Consider the following 17,358-nt stretch of genomic DNA (forward strand, 5'->3'; position numbering starts at 1 on the left):
ATTTTTGTGGCTTTTTTATACAGATCAAATGGATCAAAGATACATTGAAAGCATATTATGGAAATATTAAACTTTGAAGTCGAAATCAACGCATCTCCGGAAAAAGTATGGAGCGTGCTTTGGAGCGATATATCTTACAGGCAGTGGACCTCGGCTTTTATGACAGGTTCTTTTTATGAAGGAACGCTGGAAGAGGGAAGTATCGTCCGGTTCCTTGACCCGAATAATAACGGGATGTACAGCCGGGTAGAAAAGAATGTGCCTAACAGGGAAATGAAATTTCTGCATCTCGGTGAAATTTACGACGGCATTGAAACACCACGGGATTGGGGAGAGGCTACCGAAACATATATCCTGGAAGAAACGGAAGAAGGAACAAAGTTGGAAAGTGAGATCCACACTCCTCCCGAATTTAAAGAATTTTTTGAAGATAAATTCCCCAAAGCAATAGGAATTGTGAAGCATTTATCTGAAAATCAGTTGTAAAATCAGTACAATAAGTTTTAAGGAAAACTATAAATAATAAGAGTATGGAAACACTGTCTTATGAGAAAATTATCAATGCCCCTTTACAGAAAGTATGGGATATTCTTTGGAATCCTGAGACCTATAAGGAATGGACTCAGTATTTTAGTCCGGGATCTACCATGAAATCCGACTGGAAAGTAGGCGGTAAAACCTATTTCATGAATGCCGAAAATGAAGGGATGGTCTCTACCATCGATAGCCTCGATGAACCCAACCAGGTAGTATTCAAGCATTTGGGGATGATAGATAAAAATGGTGTGGAAGATCTCCACAGCAAGGAAGTTATGGAATGGAGCGGATCTTTCGAAAAATATTTTCTGACTGACCTTGAGGGAAAAACAAAGCTGCATGCTGAAGTGCAGGTAGAAAAGCAATGGGAAGATCATATGAATACGGGTTTCATCAAAGGATTGGAAGTGGTAAAAAATCTTGCTGAAAATTCATGAAGTTACTGGTAGTTCTTTTCGGAGCATTTATTCTGGGCTTATTGGGATCGAAAATAATTGAAGGAGACTGGAATTTGGTATTTTCCGGAAATTTGGGAATGGCCGCTTTCATCCTGTTCACAGGGCTTTCCCATTTCAAATTTCAAAAAGGAATGGCCATGATGATTCCGGATTTTATTCCTGCTAAAATGTTCTGGGTATACTTTACCGGAATTATTGAAATAGGAGCGGGCATTGGCCTGATGATTCCCTCCATCCGGGAAACAACAGCCATTTTACTGATCGTTTTTTATATTCTGGTGTTTATTGCCAATGTCAATTCGGCCAGAAAGAATATTAATCTTTTTAAAGCGGATTATACAGGTCCCGGGATGAGATATCTGTATAGGGAAAGGATTCCCATGCAGATCATTTTAATCGTATGGACTTGGTATTTTGGGATTTATTTAACTTAATTTAATAAATACAAATTCAATAAACAGGAACGGAAGGTGCTTACTTTCCGTTTTTTTTATTAATTATTTTCATCAGAATCAATTTTTTGTAACATTTTATAAGGTTGTGGTGTCTTATTAATAAACTTATTTATCTAAAAACATGAGTTATGAATTTCAATTCTAAAATTTTTGTTACTGCTCACATTATAATATCAACAATTATGATGAACGCACAAAGTACCGCAGCCAGGCTGCCGGGGGATCCCTCACTTCCGTCCTCGAAAGCAAATCTTGAAAAGCTTATTTCTTATGATAAAGGAAACTTCAAATATAAAGTGGAAGATTATTTTGCCAGACCAAAAGCTTCACAATTCAGAATTTCCCCGGATGGGCAGTATCTTTCCTATAAGGAAAAAGATAAGGACAGTAAGAACCATGTGTATGTGAAAGATCTGAAAACAGGGAAAATTACCAAAGCGATTGTTGAAAAAGATAATCTTATCAGAAGTTACGGGTGGCTTAATAAAAAACGGCTTTTTTATACCCAGGATAAAGGTGGAAATGAGAATATCCACCTGTATGCGGCAGATATTGACGGACAAAACCTTAAAGATCTCACTCCTTTCGAGGGGATTACTCTCAGAGCGGTAAAGCTGATAAAAGACACCGATTTCGTTATTGTTACGATGAACAAAAACAATAAGCAGATTTTTGAGCCTTATAAGATCAACTTTAATACAGGAGAAATAATCCAGCTGTATGAGAATAAGGATATTAACAGCCCGATTGATGATTATCTTTTTGATAAAGATGGTAATCTGCGCGGATATATTGTCCTTGAGAACGGCCTCACCGCGAAAACCTACTATAAAGATCTGCAGACTGGTAAATTCAACCTTCTTAAATCCACTGACTGGAAGGATACCTTCAACATCATCGGATTTAATGATAATTCAAAGAATAAGGATGAGGCTTATGTAGTGACCAATCTGGATAGTGATAAGGCAAGAATCGTATTGTATGATTTAAAGAAAGATATACTCATCAAAGAAGTTTATTCTAACCCCGTATTTGATGTAAGCTCTATAAGCGTTGCCGAAAAAAACAGAAATTATGAGCTGGACTACATCAGCTATAACGGAATTAAAAATGAAATAATACCCATAAGTGAACTTTATAAAAAAGTTCATAACAAATTACAGTCTCAATTCGGTGACAAGCAGTTTAATGTGGTTTCTTCCGATGATTATAGTCATAAGCTCCTTGTCATTGTTGACAGTGATAGGCTGTATGGCACCTATTACGAATACGACACCCAAACCGGGCAGATAAAGCTTCTTTACAATCTTATGCCTCAGCTGAAAGAGGAAGATATGGCGGAAATGAGGCCCATAGAATATAAAAGCAGGGATGGGCTTAGCATCCACGGCTACATCACCTTGCCGAAAGCTGCCCTGAAAGGTGAGAAAGTTCCCTTAATAGTAAACCCTCACGGCGGCCCTCACGGGTCCAGAGACAATTGGGGATTCGATTCCGAAGCCCAGCTGTTTGCCAGCAGGGGATATGCTACCTTACATGTCAATTTCAGAATTTCAGGAGGCTATGGGAAAGAATTTCAGAACTCAGGCTATAAGCAGATTGGAAGAAAAGTGATGGACGATGTGGAGGACGGAGTAAAATACGTTATTGAGCAGGGCTGGGTAGATCAAAATAAAATTGCCATCTATGGGGGAAGCCACGGAGGGTATGCTACCCTGATGGGACTGATCAAGACTCCGGACCTGTATACCTGTGGAGTGGATTATGTAGGGGTTTCCAATATTATTACTTTCTTCGACTCTTTTCCTGAGTATTGGAAACCATACAAGGAAATGATGAAAAAAATCTGGTATGACCTGGATAACCCTGAAGAAGCGAAAATTGCAAAAGAAGTTTCACCGGTTTTCCAGATCGATAAGATCAAAAAGCCATTGTTTGTGATTCAGGGAGCTAACGATCCCAGAGTAAATATCAATGAATCCGACCAGATTGTAAAGGCCATGCGTGCCAGAGGTTTTGAGGTTCCCTATATGGTAAAATATGATGAAGGACACGGATTCGGGAAAGAACCCAACAGACTGGAACTGTACAAATATATGTTAGGCTTTTTTGCTGAAAACTTCAACAAATAGGCTGACTAATTTTCATAATCACTTTGAACGGAAAGTATCATGCTTTCCGTTTTTTTCTGTAACCGATGCTGATATACAGGTAAACCGGAATAAAAAAGAACAGGTAAAAAGTAGGCCTATTTCCCGTCTGCCCGGAATCAGGATAACAATCTCAATGAAAAATGGAAAAAATATTTTACATTTATTAAAGTAAAATAAAAAGTATAACCGTCATAGCAGTATGGAGGTTGTCGAAAAAATAGCAATGCCACAGAAGGACAAGGAAAATATCATTTCGCAGGCCGTATCTAAATATGGTGGCAGGCTGATGTCGTACATTCGTCCTAAAGTGAAAAACACTGAAGATGCAGAAGATATTCTGCAGGAAGTGTGGTATCAGTTCAGTAGTCTTACCAATCTTTCCGAGATTGTAAATGTGGGAGGTTGGCTGTACCGGGTTACGGCTAATAAAATAACCGATCGCTACCGTAAGAAGAAAACAGAAAATCTTGAAGATTTTGTCTATGAAGATGAAGACGGGGACTTTTCCATCAAGGATATTTTACTGATGGATGAGAGTGCGGGGCCCGAAGTGAAGATATTCCAGGAAGAGATTTGGCAGAAACTGTTTGAAGCCCTGGAAGAGCTTCCCGAAAAACAGAGGCTGGTGTATATGGAAAACGAGCTGAACGACAAGACCCTCCAGGAAATAGCCGATGAACATGGTGAGAATATAAAAACCATCATCAGCAGAAAAAACTATGCTGTAAAGCACCTGAGGAACAGATTGAGAAAATTATACGAAGATTTAAATAGTTAGAAAAAAGAAATTATGAACCATAAACATAAAAAAGGCTGGGCTCTTTTGTTCTTATGTCCACCATTGATTTTTTTAGCCGTTACATGGATTGTCATGTGGCTTTGGAATAGCCTGCTTCCGGAGATCTTAGGAGTAAAGCCGGTTACCTTCTGGCAGGCTATGGGAATATTGGTATTAAGTAAGATCCTTTTCGGAGGCTTCCATGGTAAATTTGGAAGAGGAGTCCGTGGATTCAGGGAAAGAAAAATGATGGAACGAATGGAAAGGCTGTCTCCTGAAGAAAGAGAAAAATTTAAAGAAGTCTGGAGAAAGAAGTGTGCGGGAGGATTTTTCAACAGAAATCACGAATAACTTAAAATTTTAGAAAGTAGTAAAGTAAAATAAAGGATCATTCGTCCATATAAAAAAAGAAGTAGTAAAATTTAAAATTTGAAAAAAATGAAAAATTCAGCATTAAAAGGCGCTCTGGGAGCATTAGCCGTTGTGGGTGTGGCATTGGCAGCCAAAAAAATTGCCGCAAGAAAAAGATTCATGAAAAGTATTTTTGAGGAATACGGGATCAAGGAAAGGTCACCTTTCGGATTGGCAGATAAAATCAGGGAAATGAATGAGGAAGAATATCAGGAACTGAAAGGAAAATTTAAAAAAGAATTTGCTTCAAGATGCGGCAGAAAAGAAAAAATGCATGAAGCATAATATTATCTGAATTGAAATTGTTTGATTCCGGCGCGGGAAGCTCTGCTTCCCGCGCCGGAATCTTTATAGCCGTAAAAGCCGGTGATAGCTGTTGGGATTGAAGATCTTCATTTCATGATTTATACCTTATTTTGGCCCGGATAAAAGATATTTAGAAAAAATAATCCTTATTTTTGCATAGCGGTAATGAAAGATTATTATTATTTTCTCGGTATTTCTCAGGATGCTTCGGATGAAGACATCAAAAAGGCTTATAGGAAGCTCTCTTTAAAGTACCATCCCGATAAAAATGATAATGATGATTTCTTTGCAGACCGTTTCCGGGAAATCCAGGAAGCTTATGAAACGCTAAGTGATCCCGCTAAAAGGCGTACCTATGACCAGAATCTGGAAAGCCATCAGAGGAGCTTCAGATATAACATTCCGCCGTCCATTAAGACTTTTACGGCAAATAAGATCCACGCTAAAAAGGGAGAAGAGATCATCATCAGCTGGCAGACCCAGAATGCCGATGTGGTGAAGGTGCTTCCCTTCGGATTGGAAAAGGCTTACGGAGAAAGAATTTTTAAAATAACGGAATTTAAGGACGGAAAATTTCAGCTACTGCTTCATGCAACCAACTCATTGCTGCATAAAACGGTTGTTCAGGGGATTACCATTACCGAAACCTTTGAGAGTGATGCAGAGAAATTCAGGGATAAGGCAGAAGAACTATTCAGGCCACAGCCCAGAACAATCAGGAATCCGCACGGTCAGCCGAAGATCATGAGAATAATAATAGCCGTATTGATATTGCTGATGGCGGTCTATTTTCTGATAAAAAGCTTTGACTGATCAAGCCATTTTTTTTCTTCCGGGACATTTTTTACATCTTTTTCCCTTTTTAAACTTCTTGCAGCAGGATTTCTTTTCACAATATATGTTCTCATTATTGAATGAGAAAGCCGGAGCTAAAGGCGGAACTTTGAATGGAGTAATTATATTCATGTTGCAAATATATTAATTTAGAATAAATATAATTAACAAAATTCCGGAAAATAAAACAGCCTTTTTTTGACATTGTGGCTTTCCTTAAAAATTTGTAATTTTACCAATCTTTTTTACAAACAAAATCTAATATAAAAAATGAATACAGAACAGTTTGTGAACCGCCACATTTCCTTAAATGAAGCCGATAAACAGGCGATGTTGGAAAAAGTTGGTGTTTCAAGCATTGAAGAGTTAATTTCTCAAACCATCCCTTCTTCTATCCGTTTAGAAAAAGATCTTGACATCTCAGAACCGCTTTCGGAATATGAAATGCTGATCCGCTCCAAAGAGCTGGCATCCAAAAACACTGAGTTTACAAGCTATATTGGTTTTGGATATTATAATACGCTTTTACCATCGGCTATTCAGAGAAATATCTTTGAGAACCCGAGCTGGTATACTGCCTATACCCCTTATCAGGCAGAAATTGCACAAGGAAGATTGGAAGCTCTTCTTAATTTCCAGACTGTTGTATGTGACCTTACAGGATTTGCTTTGGCCAATGCTTCATTACTTGATGAATCTACAGCCGCTGCGGAAGCAATGCATATGTTCTTTAATAACAGAACCAAAGATCAGAAGAAAGCGAATGCAAACAAATTCTTTATTTCCGATCTTGTTTTGCCACAGACCATCTCTGTTTTAAAAACAAAGGCGGAAGGATTGGGGATAGAAATTATGATCGGTGACCACAAAACCCATGAGTTTGATGCCTCTTACTATGGGGTTTTATTACAATATCCGGGTAAGAACGGTATCGTTCTGGACTATACGGAAGCTATCACAGAATATAAAAAGCTGGATCTGCAGGTTGTAGTGGCTTGCGATCCTATGGCCCTGGTAAAATTAAAATCACCGGCTTCTATGGGGGCTGACTGTGCCGTAGGTACCACACAGAGGTTTGGTATCCCAATGGGGTACGGAGGACCTCATGCCGCATTCTTTGCTTGTAAGGAAGATTATAAAAGAGATATTCCCGGAAGAATCATCGGGGTTTCTCAGGATATGTACGGGAAACGTGCACTGAGAATGGCTTTACAGACAAGAGAGCAGCATATTAAAAGAGAAAAGGCAACTTCAAATATCTGTACGGCTCAGGTTCTTCTGGCGGTAATGGCTGGGATGTACGCCGTTTACCACGGACCGAAAGGATTGAACTATATCGCTGACCAGATCCACTTCAAAGCCAATGCTTTGAAAAACGGTCTTCAGGCTTTAGGCTACAACACTGTTGAAGAACCGATCTTCGATACCGTGAAGATTGTCATGAGTGAAGATGAAAAAGGAAGGCTGGCAATCATGATGAGAGATCACAAGATCAACCTTAACTATTTCACGGAGGGTGTTGTAAGCATTGCGATCAACGAAAGCACAACCGTTGAAAAGCTGAATTATCTGATGACTTCTTTTGCGCAGTTCAAGGATAAGCAGGCTTTCAAATTAGAGATCAAAGAAGGATACAGCATTCCGGAAGAATTATTGAGAAAAGATGAGATCCTTACTGAGGAAGTATTCAACAAATACCATACTGAAACCGAATTGATGCGTTACATCAAGCGTCTGGAAAGAAAAGACCTGTCATTGACCCATTCGATGATCTCTTTAGGATCCTGTACGATGAAGTTGAACGCCGCGACTGAAATGTTGCCGCTTTCATGGGACAACTGGGGAAGCGTTCATCCGTTTGTACCGGTAGATCAGGCAGGCGGATACCAGGAAATGATCGCTGAGCTTGAAAAAGACCTTGCTAAGATCACCGGTTTTGCAGGAACCTCATTACAGCCTAATTCAGGGGCTCAGGGTGAGTATGCCGGCTTAATGGTCATCAGGGAGTATCATAAATCAAGAGGTGAGGCGCATAGAAATGTAGTATTGATCCCTCAGTCTGCACACGGAACCAATCCGGCTTCTGCAGCAATGGCCGGAATGAAGATTGTGGTAGTTAAAAATCTGGAGAATGGAGAAATCGATTTCGAGGATCTTAAAGCCAAGACTGAAGAACATTCGGAGAATCTCTCTTGTGTCATGATTACTTATCCGTCTACTTACGGCTTCTTCGATGACAATATCAAGGAGATCACGAGCCTGATCCACCAGCACGGAGGCCAGGTTTATATGGATGGAGCCAATATGAATGCCCAGGTAGGATATACAAGTCCCGGAAATATCGGAGCAGATGTTTGTCACCTAAACCTTCATAAAACCTTTGCAATCCCTCATGGTGGCGGAGGGCCTGGCGTAGGGCCGATCTGTGTTGCCAAACACCTGGTTCCTTTCCTTCCTACCAATGCCAATATCAGAATTGGAACTAAAGATGCTATTGAAGGTATCTCTGCGGCACCTTACGGTTCCGGGCTGATCCTGAATATTTCTTATGCCTACATCAAAATGTTGGGCGCTTCCGGATTGAAAAAAGCTACCGAACACGCCATTTTAAATGCCAACTATTTGAAAGAGTTACTGGCAGAGCACTTCCCGATTTTATATTCCAACAAAAACGGAAGAGTGGCTCACGAATGTATCGTGGATTTTCGTCAGTTCAAATCATTGGGAATTGAAGTGGCCGATGTAGCGAAGAGACTCATGGATTATGGATTCCATGCGCCTACGGTTTCCTTCCCGGTTGCAGGAACACTGATGATTGAGCCTACGGAATCAGAAAGTAAGGCTGAAATCGATCGTTTTGCAGAAGCTTTGATCTCTATCAAAAAAGAAATTGATGAAATTGCCAATGGTGAAGCTGATCCTCATAACAACGTATTAAAGAATGCCCCTCACACGGAGCAGCTGGTGATCTCGGATTCCTGGGATAAACCATACAGCAGGGAAAAAGCGGCTTACCCTCTGGATTGGGTAAGAGAGCACAAATTCTTTGCTTCCGTTTCCAGAGTGGATGAGGCTTATGGAGACAGAAACCTGGTTTGTACCTGTGAGCCGATCGAGGCTTATATGTAATAAAAGCCTTTTATCATACATCACCTGTTCAGAATGACCTGAACAGGTGATTTTGTTTACCTTCCTCTACCTTTTCTGACAATATAGGTCAAAATAAATGTAACCGCCATAATGGCACAGGTTACAAGAAATGTTAATTTGATTTGTTCGCTTTCACTCTGAGGGGGCCTGGTGCAAGAGGTTACCAGTATTGCTGTGAGCAGGAAGATTGCTTTTTTTTCCATATTGTGTGTTGGTATTATTGTGGATTCAAAATGGTGAAAAGTCTTTAAGAACTTTACAGGAAATGTTCAGATAAAGATTATCTGGCCTATTCTGACTTTTATGTTTTCTTGAAATATGTAGGAGATTACAAGGCAATATATTGCCTTTTCCTGAAAAAGCGTTTGCGTTCTTTCAGCCGTGGGATCACAAAGTCAAAATTATTTTGTCTCATCATTGTATCTGTATTTTCATTTGTGTTTAACAAATGTATGAATTAAAAATGATACTAAATGCATGATGATAAAAATATTAAAAAGCCATAAGCTTTACTGCCCGCAATACAAATAAAACAGACCAGTCAGTAAAATCCATCAGAGATAAATGAAGTTTATTTCTGAAAGCTTTTTTCGAGCCTGGCAATCAGTCTTGCTTTAACGGCCGTAAGCGCGTGATCTCTGGCTTCTGCAAAGGAAATCTCATATTTCCTATCAATATCCGCCAACTCTTCCGGAAATCTTGACAGAAGGTGATCATAAAAATTATCCAAAAGATCTTTTGAAGGCATTGTGTAGCTGATCTTCAGCTGAAATCGTCTTAATAAAGCGGTATCAATGATTTCAGGATGATTGGTTGCGCAGAGAAGCAGCGCATTTTCAGGATAATAATCAATCAGCTGAAGAAGGGTATTCACCAGTCTTCTCATTTCTCCGACATCCTTATCATCACTTCCCCTGGCCTTTCCTATCTGATCCAGCTCATCCAGGAAAAGTACGGACCTTTCCCGGGCCGCTTTATCAAAGATCATCTTAATGTTCTGCGAAGTTTCCCCTATACGGGAAGATACGATATTGCTGAGATTCAGGATAATGATGCTTTTGCCTAAGGCATTGGCAACAGCCTTGGCCGTCATGGTTTTTCCGCATCCTGAGCTTCCCTGCAACAAAACTTTATTATTCACCGGCAGCTCATATTCCTGTAGTTCACTGATAAAGGTATGTTCCTTGATAAGCTGTACAAGTTGTTCTCTGCTGGCTGTATCAAGAAAAACATCATCGAGCGCCACATCTTCTTTATCCTGAATAATAAGGTTGTACAGATTCATTTTTGACAGATGGATTTTATTTGCAAATATAAAGTTTCTGGAAAGATTAATGCTTACGGCAGGGAAAAGAAAAGCCGAACAAAAATGTTCGACTCACGGCTATAAAAATTAAAATTGTCTTAAAGGTTGCTTTGTTATGTTTTCCATGCTCTTTTACCCGGTGGGTAAAAGAGCGGTCGGTCTGTTGTTGAAAAACATAAACAATATAATTCAGTAATGTTCCTGGCTATATCCAGTTAAGAACCTACAATTAATTTCTTTCCCTTCTTACGGTCATGAAATAAGAAGTGAAAACTACTAAACATGTTGCGATTCCGATGTAAGTGATCATTTTGTTTTATTTTTAATTATTTGACTTTTTTTTATCAATTTTTCAATTGCAATATTACAACTTTCAAATGATGTGCCAAAGTAAATAATCATGATGTATATCAGGTTGTTACATGGTTTGTTTTTAATTTTAAGCTACAATTTGTTTACATAAATTTAATGTATTATTGAGAAATTATGTATATTTTTATTGTCTTATCTGTAAAATTTTGTCAATCTTATAACGGTTTCTGGCTTTGCATTCAAGACTTGATAACGCCAAATGGAAACCAGAATAAAAAAACAATTCTTCCTTTGGGGATAAAATAAAAAAGAAACCAGCACATATAATTGCTTTATGTTAAGAAAATTTATTATTAGTTCAACAGGAAGTGATTTTTTATGACATGGTTCTGCCAGAATTACAGGGTCATAATGACCATTTCCGGTACAGATTGCTAATTTTGTCACAAAGAAAAAGCTTCCGGACAAGCTATGTTACCTCATCTGGCTATTGCTTTTGAATTGTAGCCACTACTTTTTTGTAGGTATCACTGTGATCGGAATGACAGCCTTTATAGGGTTGCTCATATGGTGATACATCTGTTCTCTAGAAATGCGAGCACATTTACCATGTGGCAGGTAACTTACACTAATGAATAATATGGTCTCATAGGTTGATTCTAATAAAGCTTCTTGTCTTTTTCACAATAAAAGCTTCGCCTTTTTCCAAGGCCCGTCTGTTTTTTTATAAGCTTTTCCCCACATTTGGGGCAGACCGTTTTTGTATGGACCAACCAATGTTTTTTTAAAACAAACGCCCTTTTCCATTCCAGGAAGTCAAAACTGTAATTCCTGGCTTCTGCAACCAATTCTTTAATTTTTTTGTCAGGCATATTGCCAAGGATACTTTCAGGCTGGATCCCGATCCGGAAAAGAACCTCATTTTTAATGATATTCCCTACACCGGAAAAGATATCCTGATCCATTAGAGCGTCACAAACCATCATTTCAGGTTTTGATCTCAACTTCTTTTCTGCTTTTCCGGGATTCCACTGGTCACTCAGTACATCCGCTTCCCAGTCGATTCCTGCCAAAAACTCTGGATCGACAGGCTTTACGGAGCAGGTATAAAAATACATCCCTTCATCTTTGAAGTGCAGTGCCAGCCGAAGGCTGGCATCCGGTTTTGTCTGTTAATCGATACTGTAAGACCCGAACATCAGCAAATGGATCCTGATGCTTATCTCATCAAATACAAGATAAGTCTGCTTACCAAAAGTTTTGATATCCAGTAAGGTTTTTCCTGTCAACGGCTCTTTATCGAATTTAGCATTCCCATCAACCCCCGTGACCATTTGTCCAACAAATTTCCGGAGGCTTTCTTTCATCAATACTATGGACGGACCTTCACGCATGGCTTTACTTTTCAATAAAAATTCAAATACTATTCCGTAAAATTAAAATTTGAACTAATTTTGAAAAATGATGAATTTAAACCGGATTTTTACCAATCAGCGTACAGGGAACAATCCTCATACCAGAGCTTCAAGAACGGATTTTCAGAGAGATTTTGACAGGATTATTTTTTCATCCGCATTCCGGAGATTGCAGAATAAGACCCAGGTGTTTCCGTTGCCCGGAAGTGTTTTTGTGCACAACCGGCTGACACATTCCCTGGAAGTTTCCTCCGTAGGCAGAAGTCTGGGAAGTATTGTCGGAGAATTTATCACTGAGAATTTTAAGAACGACCTTACAGAGGAGTCACAGAACTTTTATCTTCATAATCTGGGAAATGTGATCGCTGCGGCGTGCCTGTGCCATGATGTAGGCAATCCGGCCTTTGGTCACTCAGGAGAAGACGCAATCGCCAGCTATTTTGAAAAAAATGAAAAAGATCTAAAACCCAAGTTCGGAGATAAGGAATGGGCAGACCTGGTAAATTTTGAAGGAAATGCCAATGCCATACGGGTTTTGGCCCACCAGCAGCAGGGAAAAGATGAAGGAGGAATCCAGCTCACATTCACTACTCTTGCGAGTATTGCCAAGTATCCGTGTGAAGCCATTGCTAAAAAGAAAGGCGTTATCCATAGAAAGAAATTCGGCTTTTTCCAGAACGAAAAGGAAATCTTTATGAAAATTGCGGAGCAGACCCATTTCCTTTCTGAAAGCGATGAGCCCTGTATTTTCAAAAGACATCCTTTTGTGTGGCTGGTGGAGGCGGCAGATGATATCTGCTACAATATTATCGATATGGAGGATGCCCACAGGTTGGGTATCGTTTCAACGGCAGATTGCCAGAACCTGTTTTTTGAGCTGGTAAAATCCGAAACGGATGACGTCAACCGTGTAAAAAGGAAGCTTGACTCTATCTCGAACGACAATGAAAAGATTTCTTACCTGCGGGCTAAGGTGATCAACGCCCTGATCAATAAATCCATTGAAATTTACAGGCAGAACTTTAATGCTATTCTGGAAGGAAATCTTGATAAGGCTCTTCTGGATATCTATAAATCTGAAAACAAAACATTACAGGATATCGAAAGTTTTTCCATAGAGAAAATTTATAACCACAAGGCAGTAGTGGAAATTGAAAATGCAGGCTACAATGTGATGTATGAATTGCTCGACCATTTCATCCCCTCCATCCTAAAGCAGAAAGATGAAAGGAAATCCTATGATAAAATGGCCCTGAAGCTGCTTCCGAAACAGTTTGTCTATGAAGAGGGGACAGATTATCAGAAAGTTCTGGGAGTCATAGATTTTGTTTCCGGAATGACAGATAATTATGCAACAGACCTTTACAGGAAAATCAAGGGAATAGACATTGGCATGACGGTTTGACGTTATCGGCCGAAAATCGCAGAGGTTTCCGTAATCAGGGATTCCATCAGGACAGATGCGTTCCTGTGTTTCAGGACGGGGGCGATCTGACCGCACCAAAAAAAGACAAGATCAAGCTTTTCCTGGTCCAGAGCAGCTTTCCTCAGTGAGGAGATAAAGGTAGTCTGTAAGGGGAAGGGCAGAATATGATCAGCCTCACCCGGCAAATCCCTTGCAATGGACGTAGTGATACCTCTTCCCAGACGACCGGTATAGGCTCTTGATAAGATGGTATGCCTGGATTTTTCCGAAAAGAGAAATTCCCTGTGTACCGGTAATGCTCCGGATTCTTCAGTAGCCAAAAAAGCGGTCCCGATCTGTACCGCTTCGGCTCCCAATGTGAGTGCAGCGGCAATTCCACACCCATTGGCAATTCCTCCTGCAGCTACAACCGGGATCTTTACTTTCTCTTTGATCAATTGAATCAATACAAAGGTTCCGGTTGTGGAAAGTTCAGCTTTATCGAGGAATGAAGGCCTGTGGCCTCCACTTTCAAACCCTGAGGCTACGATGATATCGACCCCGCTGTTTTCCAAAGCAACCGCTTCGTCCAGAGTAGTGGCATTTCCCGCTACAATGATTCCCCGCCGGTGAGCGTCTTCAATAATACCGGTATCCAGCAGTCCAAACATGAAGCTAAAAACTCTGGGCCTTACATCGAGAACAGCCTGAAGCTGATTCTGAAATCTGGATTCAAAAGGAACCGGAGGAGCTGGAACGTCAATGCCCAAACGATCAAAGTAAGGTCTGAAGATCTCAACAGCTTTCTTATATTGTCTTTCCGTATGCCCTGCATCAGTAATATCATGATCGGAAACCCAGAGATTGAGGTTATAGGGCTTGTCTGTTTCAGCTCTTATCTGCCGGTCTGTATCATAAATTTCCTGTGGGGAAAGGGTATAAGCCCCGAATCCTCCCAGACCGCCAAGTCTGCTTACGGTTGAAGTAAGCTGAACGGTAGACAGACCTCCGCCAAAAGGCCCCTGCCAGACAGGGTATTGTATCCCCACTAAATCCGTTATCCTGTTTTTATACCACATAGCTTTGATATTTTAATTTAAAATGGCTAAAGGTCTGCATCTGTGAGTGTTTTATTGATGATAAGCCATTGACCGTTTACCTTATGAAATGTAATAAAATTATAGTAATTATAATCATACATTTTCACATTCAGTTTTACGGAAGCAATGGTATTGATGACATCAATAAAAATAATCTCAGCTTTGAAGGGTTTCCCTGATTTCTCGGGGCTCACCCTGTTTTCTACACCTTCTATATATTGGTCTGCAGTTTTGAAATAGGGAGCGCCCTTGATGTCTCCAAAGATCAGGGCATCCTTATGAAAAACCTGTTTAAGAAGTACGGTATCTCCTTTAAATATTCCTTTGAAATAATATTGCTCGATGGCAGTTTTGATTTCAGCTTCCTGTATCGGATTTCTTTCCATGATGTTTACTTTTTGGGCATGGCTGTTCGCGGGAAGGCCAAACAGCCACACCATTAATAATAAGGTTTTCATTTTTATAAATAATGCCCGGCTCCCATGCCACCGTCTACGTTGATGACGGCTCCGGAAATTAATCTGTTCTTGGCAAGAGCGTAAACCATATGAGCAACTTCTTCAGGTTCACCCACACGGTTTATTAAATGCAAGCCTGCACTTTTATCGGCATTTTCTCCATGCATTGGGGTCCTGATGATTCCGGCGGCAATGGTATTCACTCTGATATTGTCTTTTCCGAATTCGGCTGCAAGCTGAACCGTTAGGGCATGAACAGCTCCCTTGCTTGAAATAGGGGCCGCTGAAGGAAACCGGGCGATAGCATGGTACACCAACGGCGACCCGATATTGATGATTACCCCGTCTTTTTGTTTTTGCATCAGGGGAATAAAGGCCTGAGAAGTAAAAAACGTACCTTTCAGATTGGTATTTAAAAACCTGTCAAGATAATCTTCGGTGACCTCCAGGAAAGGTTTGTTTTCATAGATTCCGGCATTATTTACCAGAACATCTGCGGAACCAAACTTTTTAATGGCGGTCTCTGCCAATAAATTTCCGGTGGATATGTCTGAAATATCTCCCGCTACCATCGCGAGATTTTCTCCGCCTCCAAGCTCAATGAAAACCTGTTCCAGCTTTGAAGCCGTTTTTGAGTTGATTACTACATTATCACCTCTTTCCAGAAAATAGCGGGCGATTGCCAGGCCTATCCCTGATGATGCCCCTGTTACGATTATGGTCTGCCGGCTCATTTTTCTATTTTTTTTCGGTTGAGAATCCCTGTTTTTTCAGTACTGAAACCTGCTCTCCGGCATATCCCCAGTTTTCGTCCTCAATCTCCTCAATAACAATATGGGTGAGATGCGGATCCTTATTCAAAACTGTGGTGACAACTCCGCTGATCTCCCGGATCAATTGCTGTTTTTTTTCACGGGTAATGTCGTCACGTAATACTTCTATTTTAATGTAAGGCATGATATTTAAATTTAGAATTAATAAGTTACTGAGCTTCTGCTATCAGATGGATATCCAGATCGAAATTATTATAGATCAGAGTGTCACCGAGGTTGGTAAAGAATTTTCCGGATCTGAATCTGATATTGAATTTGGTCCTGTCGATCACGATCTTGCTGTTCAGAACAGCTGTGTCACCGGCCCTCTCAATTTGAATGGAAGCTTCAACGGAATTGGTGATTCCTTTGATGGTAAGGTCACCGGTTACATAATAAAGGTTGTAATCCCCCGGTTCGGCATGGCTGATCTCAAAAATCGCTTCGGGGTATTGATCGGAGCTGAAAAAATCATCAGAAGCCAGATGGCCTGCAAACTGAGCATTGGTTTCAGCATCTTCAATATCAAGGATTTTGATCGAGCGGGTGTCGATAACAAACCTCCCTGCGATGAGGACATTGTTTTCCAATGTGAATACCCCTTCCTTTACACCGATAGTTCCGTTATGAGCACCGGTTACTTTTCTGCCTGTCCATTCAATCATGCTTTGCGCATTATTGACTTTAAAATTTTTTGTGTCCATTTTTTTATGTATTAATGATGACACAAAGTTCAGTTGAATGAAGGAGAAAGTTATGTGATGTACATCACTATTTGATGTCCATGGAAAAGATAGATCAGGGATGATTTTTAGACTGGTGCAGCCTGCTTAATGTCTCTCTTGTAACTCCCAGGTAGGCGGCAATAAGGTGTTTGGGGACCAGGTTATACAGTTGCGGGTACATAGACAACAATTCGTCGTATCGGAGCCGGGCTTCATTGTTCATGAAGGAAAGGAGGCGCTTCTGAAGGGCAACATATCCTTTGTTGGTTCTCCATCGGAAAAAATGTTCGATCTCATGGATCTCTTTGCATATTTTTTCCCTGTTTTCGCCGGAAATGGATAAGATACTTGCATCGGTGATACTGTCTACATTAATGGTAGCCCTGGTTTTATTGTAAAGAGCATCAAAATCCGTGATCCACCAGGTAGGCATGGCAAACTGCAGGATAAACATCTTCATATTGTCATTAACGTAGAATGCTTTCAGGCAACCTTCTAAAACGAAATATTCATGATTCACGAAACTGCCTTCGGAGATCAGCATCTGGCCTTTTTTCAGAGTGATCATCTCAAAATGTGAAAAGACATATTCCAACTGTTCTTCTGTGAGAGGAACGAATCTGGAGATGTGTTGTTTTAGTATTTCCCTGGCATTGGTCATAGCGAGTAATCCTGTTTCAAAAGTAAGTTTTTTTTTAATATTATTTTATTTTTAAAAAGCATTCATACCGGTCATTCTGTTA

At 40.1% G+C, this 17,358-nt stretch carries 19 protein-coding genes; 10 read left to right on the top strand and 9 right to left on the bottom strand.

Annotation, left to right across the window (positions count from 1 at the left end):
- Positions 1 to 57: 57 nt before the first annotated feature.
- The 9 genes from ABMQ40_RS06790 (at position 58) to gcvP (ending at position 9,061) form a co-directional block, all read left to right on the top strand.
- On the top strand, positions 58 to 486 hold the full coding sequence (locus ABMQ40_RS06790) for an SRPBCC domain-containing protein (protein ID WP_370897853.1): 429 nt from the start codon (positions 58 to 60) through the stop codon (positions 484 to 486).
- Positions 487 to 530: 44 nt separating this feature from the next.
- Complete coding sequence (locus ABMQ40_RS06795; RefSeq protein ID WP_370897855.1) at positions 531 to 974, top strand: SRPBCC family protein; 444 nt, start codon at positions 531 to 533, stop codon at positions 972 to 974.
- Entirely contained in the window at positions 971 to 1,429 is a 459-nt protein-coding gene (locus ABMQ40_RS06800; protein WP_370897857.1) for a DoxX family protein, read from the top strand. The genes ABMQ40_RS06795 and ABMQ40_RS06800 overlap by 4 nt, the downstream gene beginning before the upstream one ends.
- 149 nt (positions 1,430 to 1,578) lie before the next feature.
- On the top strand, positions 1,579 to 3,582 hold the full coding sequence (locus tag ABMQ40_RS06805) for a S9 family peptidase (protein WP_370897859.1): 2,004 nt from the start codon (positions 1,579 to 1,581) through the stop codon (positions 3,580 to 3,582).
- A gap of 244 nt (positions 3,583 to 3,826) precedes the next feature.
- Positions 3,827 to 4,381 carry an RNA polymerase sigma factor gene (locus ABMQ40_RS06810; RefSeq protein ID WP_370897861.1) on the top strand — a complete coding sequence of 185 codons (555 nt, stop codon included), beginning with the start codon at positions 3,827 to 3,829 and terminating at the stop codon, positions 4,379 to 4,381.
- Between the two features lie 12 nt (positions 4,382 to 4,393).
- Positions 4,394 to 4,732: a hypothetical protein gene (locus ABMQ40_RS06815; protein WP_370897863.1), complete on the top strand. Its 339-nt coding sequence runs from the start codon at positions 4,394 to 4,396 to the stop codon at positions 4,730 to 4,732.
- Positions 4,733 to 4,819: 87 nt separating this feature from the next.
- The gene (locus ABMQ40_RS06820) at positions 4,820 to 5,077 is read left to right on the top strand and encodes a hypothetical protein (protein WP_370897865.1); all 258 of its coding nucleotides are present in this window, start codon (positions 4,820 to 4,822) and stop codon (positions 5,075 to 5,077) included.
- Positions 5,078 to 5,263: 186 nt separating this feature from the next.
- Positions 5,264 to 5,911, top strand: a complete 648-nt coding sequence (locus ABMQ40_RS06825) for a J domain-containing protein (protein ID WP_370897867.1) — start codon at positions 5,264 to 5,266, stop codon at positions 5,909 to 5,911.
- Between the two features lie 291 nt (positions 5,912 to 6,202).
- Positions 6,203 to 9,061: an aminomethyl-transferring glycine dehydrogenase gene (gcvP, locus tag ABMQ40_RS06830; protein WP_370897869.1), complete on the top strand. Its 2,859-nt coding sequence runs from the start codon at positions 6,203 to 6,205 to the stop codon at positions 9,059 to 9,061.
- A 592-nt stretch (positions 9,062 to 9,653) separates the two neighbouring features.
- Here the strand turns inward: gcvP and ABMQ40_RS06835 are convergent.
- From ABMQ40_RS06835 to ABMQ40_RS06845, 3 genes are all read right to left on the bottom strand, one after another.
- Entirely contained in the window at positions 9,654 to 10,367 is a 714-nt protein-coding gene (locus ABMQ40_RS06835) for an AAA family ATPase (RefSeq protein WP_370897871.1), read from the bottom strand.
- A gap of 992 nt (positions 10,368 to 11,359) precedes the next feature.
- Positions 11,360 to 11,818 carry an Fpg/Nei family DNA glycosylase gene (locus ABMQ40_RS06840; RefSeq protein ID WP_370897873.1) on the bottom strand — a complete coding sequence of 153 codons (459 nt, stop codon included), beginning with the start codon at positions 11,816 to 11,818 and terminating at the stop codon, positions 11,360 to 11,362.
- A gap of 54 nt (positions 11,819 to 11,872) precedes the next feature.
- On the bottom strand, positions 11,873 to 12,094 hold the full coding sequence (locus ABMQ40_RS06845; RefSeq protein ID WP_370897875.1) for a hypothetical protein: 222 nt from the start codon (positions 12,092 to 12,094) through the stop codon (positions 11,873 to 11,875).
- 70 nt (positions 12,095 to 12,164) lie between these two features.
- On the opposite strand from ABMQ40_RS06845, the gene ABMQ40_RS06850 reads away from it, so the two are divergent.
- Positions 12,165 to 13,520 (top strand): deoxyguanosinetriphosphate triphosphohydrolase, encoded by a 1,356-nt coding sequence (locus ABMQ40_RS06850; RefSeq protein WP_370897928.1) that lies wholly within the window; start codon positions 12,165 to 12,167, stop codon positions 13,518 to 13,520.
- Between the two features lie 2 nt (positions 13,521 to 13,522).
- Here ABMQ40_RS06850 and ABMQ40_RS06855 read toward each other — a convergent pair whose 3' ends face one another.
- From ABMQ40_RS06855 to ABMQ40_RS06880, 6 genes are all read right to left on the bottom strand, one after another.
- On the bottom strand, positions 13,523 to 14,599 hold the full coding sequence (locus tag ABMQ40_RS06855) for an NAD(P)H-dependent flavin oxidoreductase (protein ID WP_370897877.1): 1,077 nt from the start codon (positions 14,597 to 14,599) through the stop codon (positions 13,523 to 13,525).
- Between the two features lie 26 nt (positions 14,600 to 14,625).
- Positions 14,626 to 15,078, bottom strand: coding sequence for a nuclear transport factor 2 family protein (locus ABMQ40_RS06860; protein ID WP_370897879.1), 453 nt, complete (start codon positions 15,076 to 15,078; stop codon positions 14,626 to 14,628).
- Positions 15,079 to 15,080: 2 nt separating this feature from the next.
- Positions 15,081 to 15,812 carry an SDR family NAD(P)-dependent oxidoreductase gene (locus ABMQ40_RS06865; RefSeq protein ID WP_370897881.1) on the bottom strand — a complete coding sequence of 244 codons (732 nt, stop codon included), beginning with the start codon at positions 15,810 to 15,812 and terminating at the stop codon, positions 15,081 to 15,083.
- A 4-nt stretch (positions 15,813 to 15,816) separates the two neighbouring features.
- Positions 15,817 to 16,035: a tautomerase family protein gene (locus ABMQ40_RS06870; RefSeq protein WP_370897883.1), complete on the bottom strand. Its 219-nt coding sequence runs from the start codon at positions 16,033 to 16,035 to the stop codon at positions 15,817 to 15,819.
- A 25-nt stretch (positions 16,036 to 16,060) separates the two neighbouring features.
- Positions 16,061 to 16,594 carry a YceI family protein gene (locus tag ABMQ40_RS06875; protein ID WP_370897885.1) on the bottom strand — a complete coding sequence of 178 codons (534 nt, stop codon included), beginning with the start codon at positions 16,592 to 16,594 and terminating at the stop codon, positions 16,061 to 16,063.
- A 94-nt stretch (positions 16,595 to 16,688) separates the two neighbouring features.
- Complete coding sequence (locus ABMQ40_RS06880) at positions 16,689 to 17,276, bottom strand: Crp/Fnr family transcriptional regulator (protein ID WP_370897887.1); 588 nt, start codon at positions 17,274 to 17,276, stop codon at positions 16,689 to 16,691.
- Positions 17,277 to 17,358 lie beyond the last annotated feature (82 nt).

The sequence above is a fragment of the Chryseobacterium gossypii genome, from assembly GCF_041361455.1.
In the GTDB taxonomy this organism is placed as follows: Bacteria; Bacteroidota; Bacteroidia; order Flavobacteriales; family Weeksellaceae; genus Chryseobacterium; species Chryseobacterium gossypii.

Excerpts from the sequence above, each read along its gene's own strand:
- ABMQ40_RS06790 (WP_370897853.1), top strand. The coding sequence starts at position 58 with ATGGAAATATTAAACTTTGAAGTCGAAATCAACGCATCTCCGGAAAAA.
- ABMQ40_RS06795 (WP_370897855.1), top strand. The coding sequence starts at position 531 with ATGGAAACACTGTCTTATGAGAAAATTATCAATGCCCCTTTACAGAAA.
- ABMQ40_RS06800 (WP_370897857.1), top strand. The coding sequence starts at position 971 with ATGAAGTTACTGGTAGTTCTTTTCGGAGCATTTATTCTGGGCTTATTG.
- ABMQ40_RS06805 (WP_370897859.1), top strand. The coding sequence starts at position 1,579 with ATGAATTTCAATTCTAAAATTTTTGTTACTGCTCACATTATAATATCA.
- ABMQ40_RS06810 (WP_370897861.1), top strand. The coding sequence starts at position 3,827 with ATGCCACAGAAGGACAAGGAAAATATCATTTCGCAGGCCGTATCTAAA.
- ABMQ40_RS06815 (WP_370897863.1), top strand. The coding sequence starts at position 4,394 with ATGAACCATAAACATAAAAAAGGCTGGGCTCTTTTGTTCTTATGTCCA.
- ABMQ40_RS06820 (WP_370897865.1), top strand. The coding sequence starts at position 4,820 with ATGAAAAATTCAGCATTAAAAGGCGCTCTGGGAGCATTAGCCGTTGTG.
- ABMQ40_RS06825 (WP_370897867.1), top strand. The coding sequence starts at position 5,264 with ATGAAAGATTATTATTATTTTCTCGGTATTTCTCAGGATGCTTCGGAT.
- gcvP (WP_370897869.1), top strand. The coding sequence starts at position 6,203 with ATGAATACAGAACAGTTTGTGAACCGCCACATTTCCTTAAATGAAGCC.
- ABMQ40_RS06835 (WP_370897871.1), bottom strand. The coding sequence starts at position 10,367 with ATGAATCTGTACAACCTTATTATTCAGGATAAAGAAGATGTGGCGCTC.
- ABMQ40_RS06840 (WP_370897873.1), bottom strand. The coding sequence starts at position 11,818 with ATGTATTTTTATACCTGCTCCGTAAAGCCTGTCGATCCAGAGTTTTTG.
- ABMQ40_RS06845 (WP_370897875.1), bottom strand. The coding sequence starts at position 12,094 with ATGCGTGAAGGTCCGTCCATAGTATTGATGAAAGAAAGCCTCCGGAAA.
- ABMQ40_RS06850 (WP_370897928.1), top strand. The coding sequence starts at position 12,165 with ATGAATTTAAACCGGATTTTTACCAATCAGCGTACAGGGAACAATCCT.
- ABMQ40_RS06855 (WP_370897877.1), bottom strand. The coding sequence starts at position 14,599 with ATGTGGTATAAAAACAGGATAACGGATTTAGTGGGGATACAATACCCT.
- ABMQ40_RS06860 (WP_370897879.1), bottom strand. The coding sequence starts at position 15,078 with ATGAAAACCTTATTATTAATGGTGTGGCTGTTTGGCCTTCCCGCGAAC.
- ABMQ40_RS06865 (WP_370897881.1), bottom strand. The coding sequence starts at position 15,812 with ATGAGCCGGCAGACCATAATCGTAACAGGGGCATCATCAGGGATAGGC.
- ABMQ40_RS06870 (WP_370897883.1), bottom strand. The coding sequence starts at position 16,035 with ATGCCTTACATTAAAATAGAAGTATTACGTGACGACATTACCCGTGAA.
- ABMQ40_RS06875 (WP_370897885.1), bottom strand. The coding sequence starts at position 16,594 with ATGGACACAAAAAATTTTAAAGTCAATAATGCGCAAAGCATGATTGAA.
- ABMQ40_RS06880 (WP_370897887.1), bottom strand. The coding sequence starts at position 17,276 with ATGACCAATGCCAGGGAAATACTAAAACAACACATCTCCAGATTCGTT.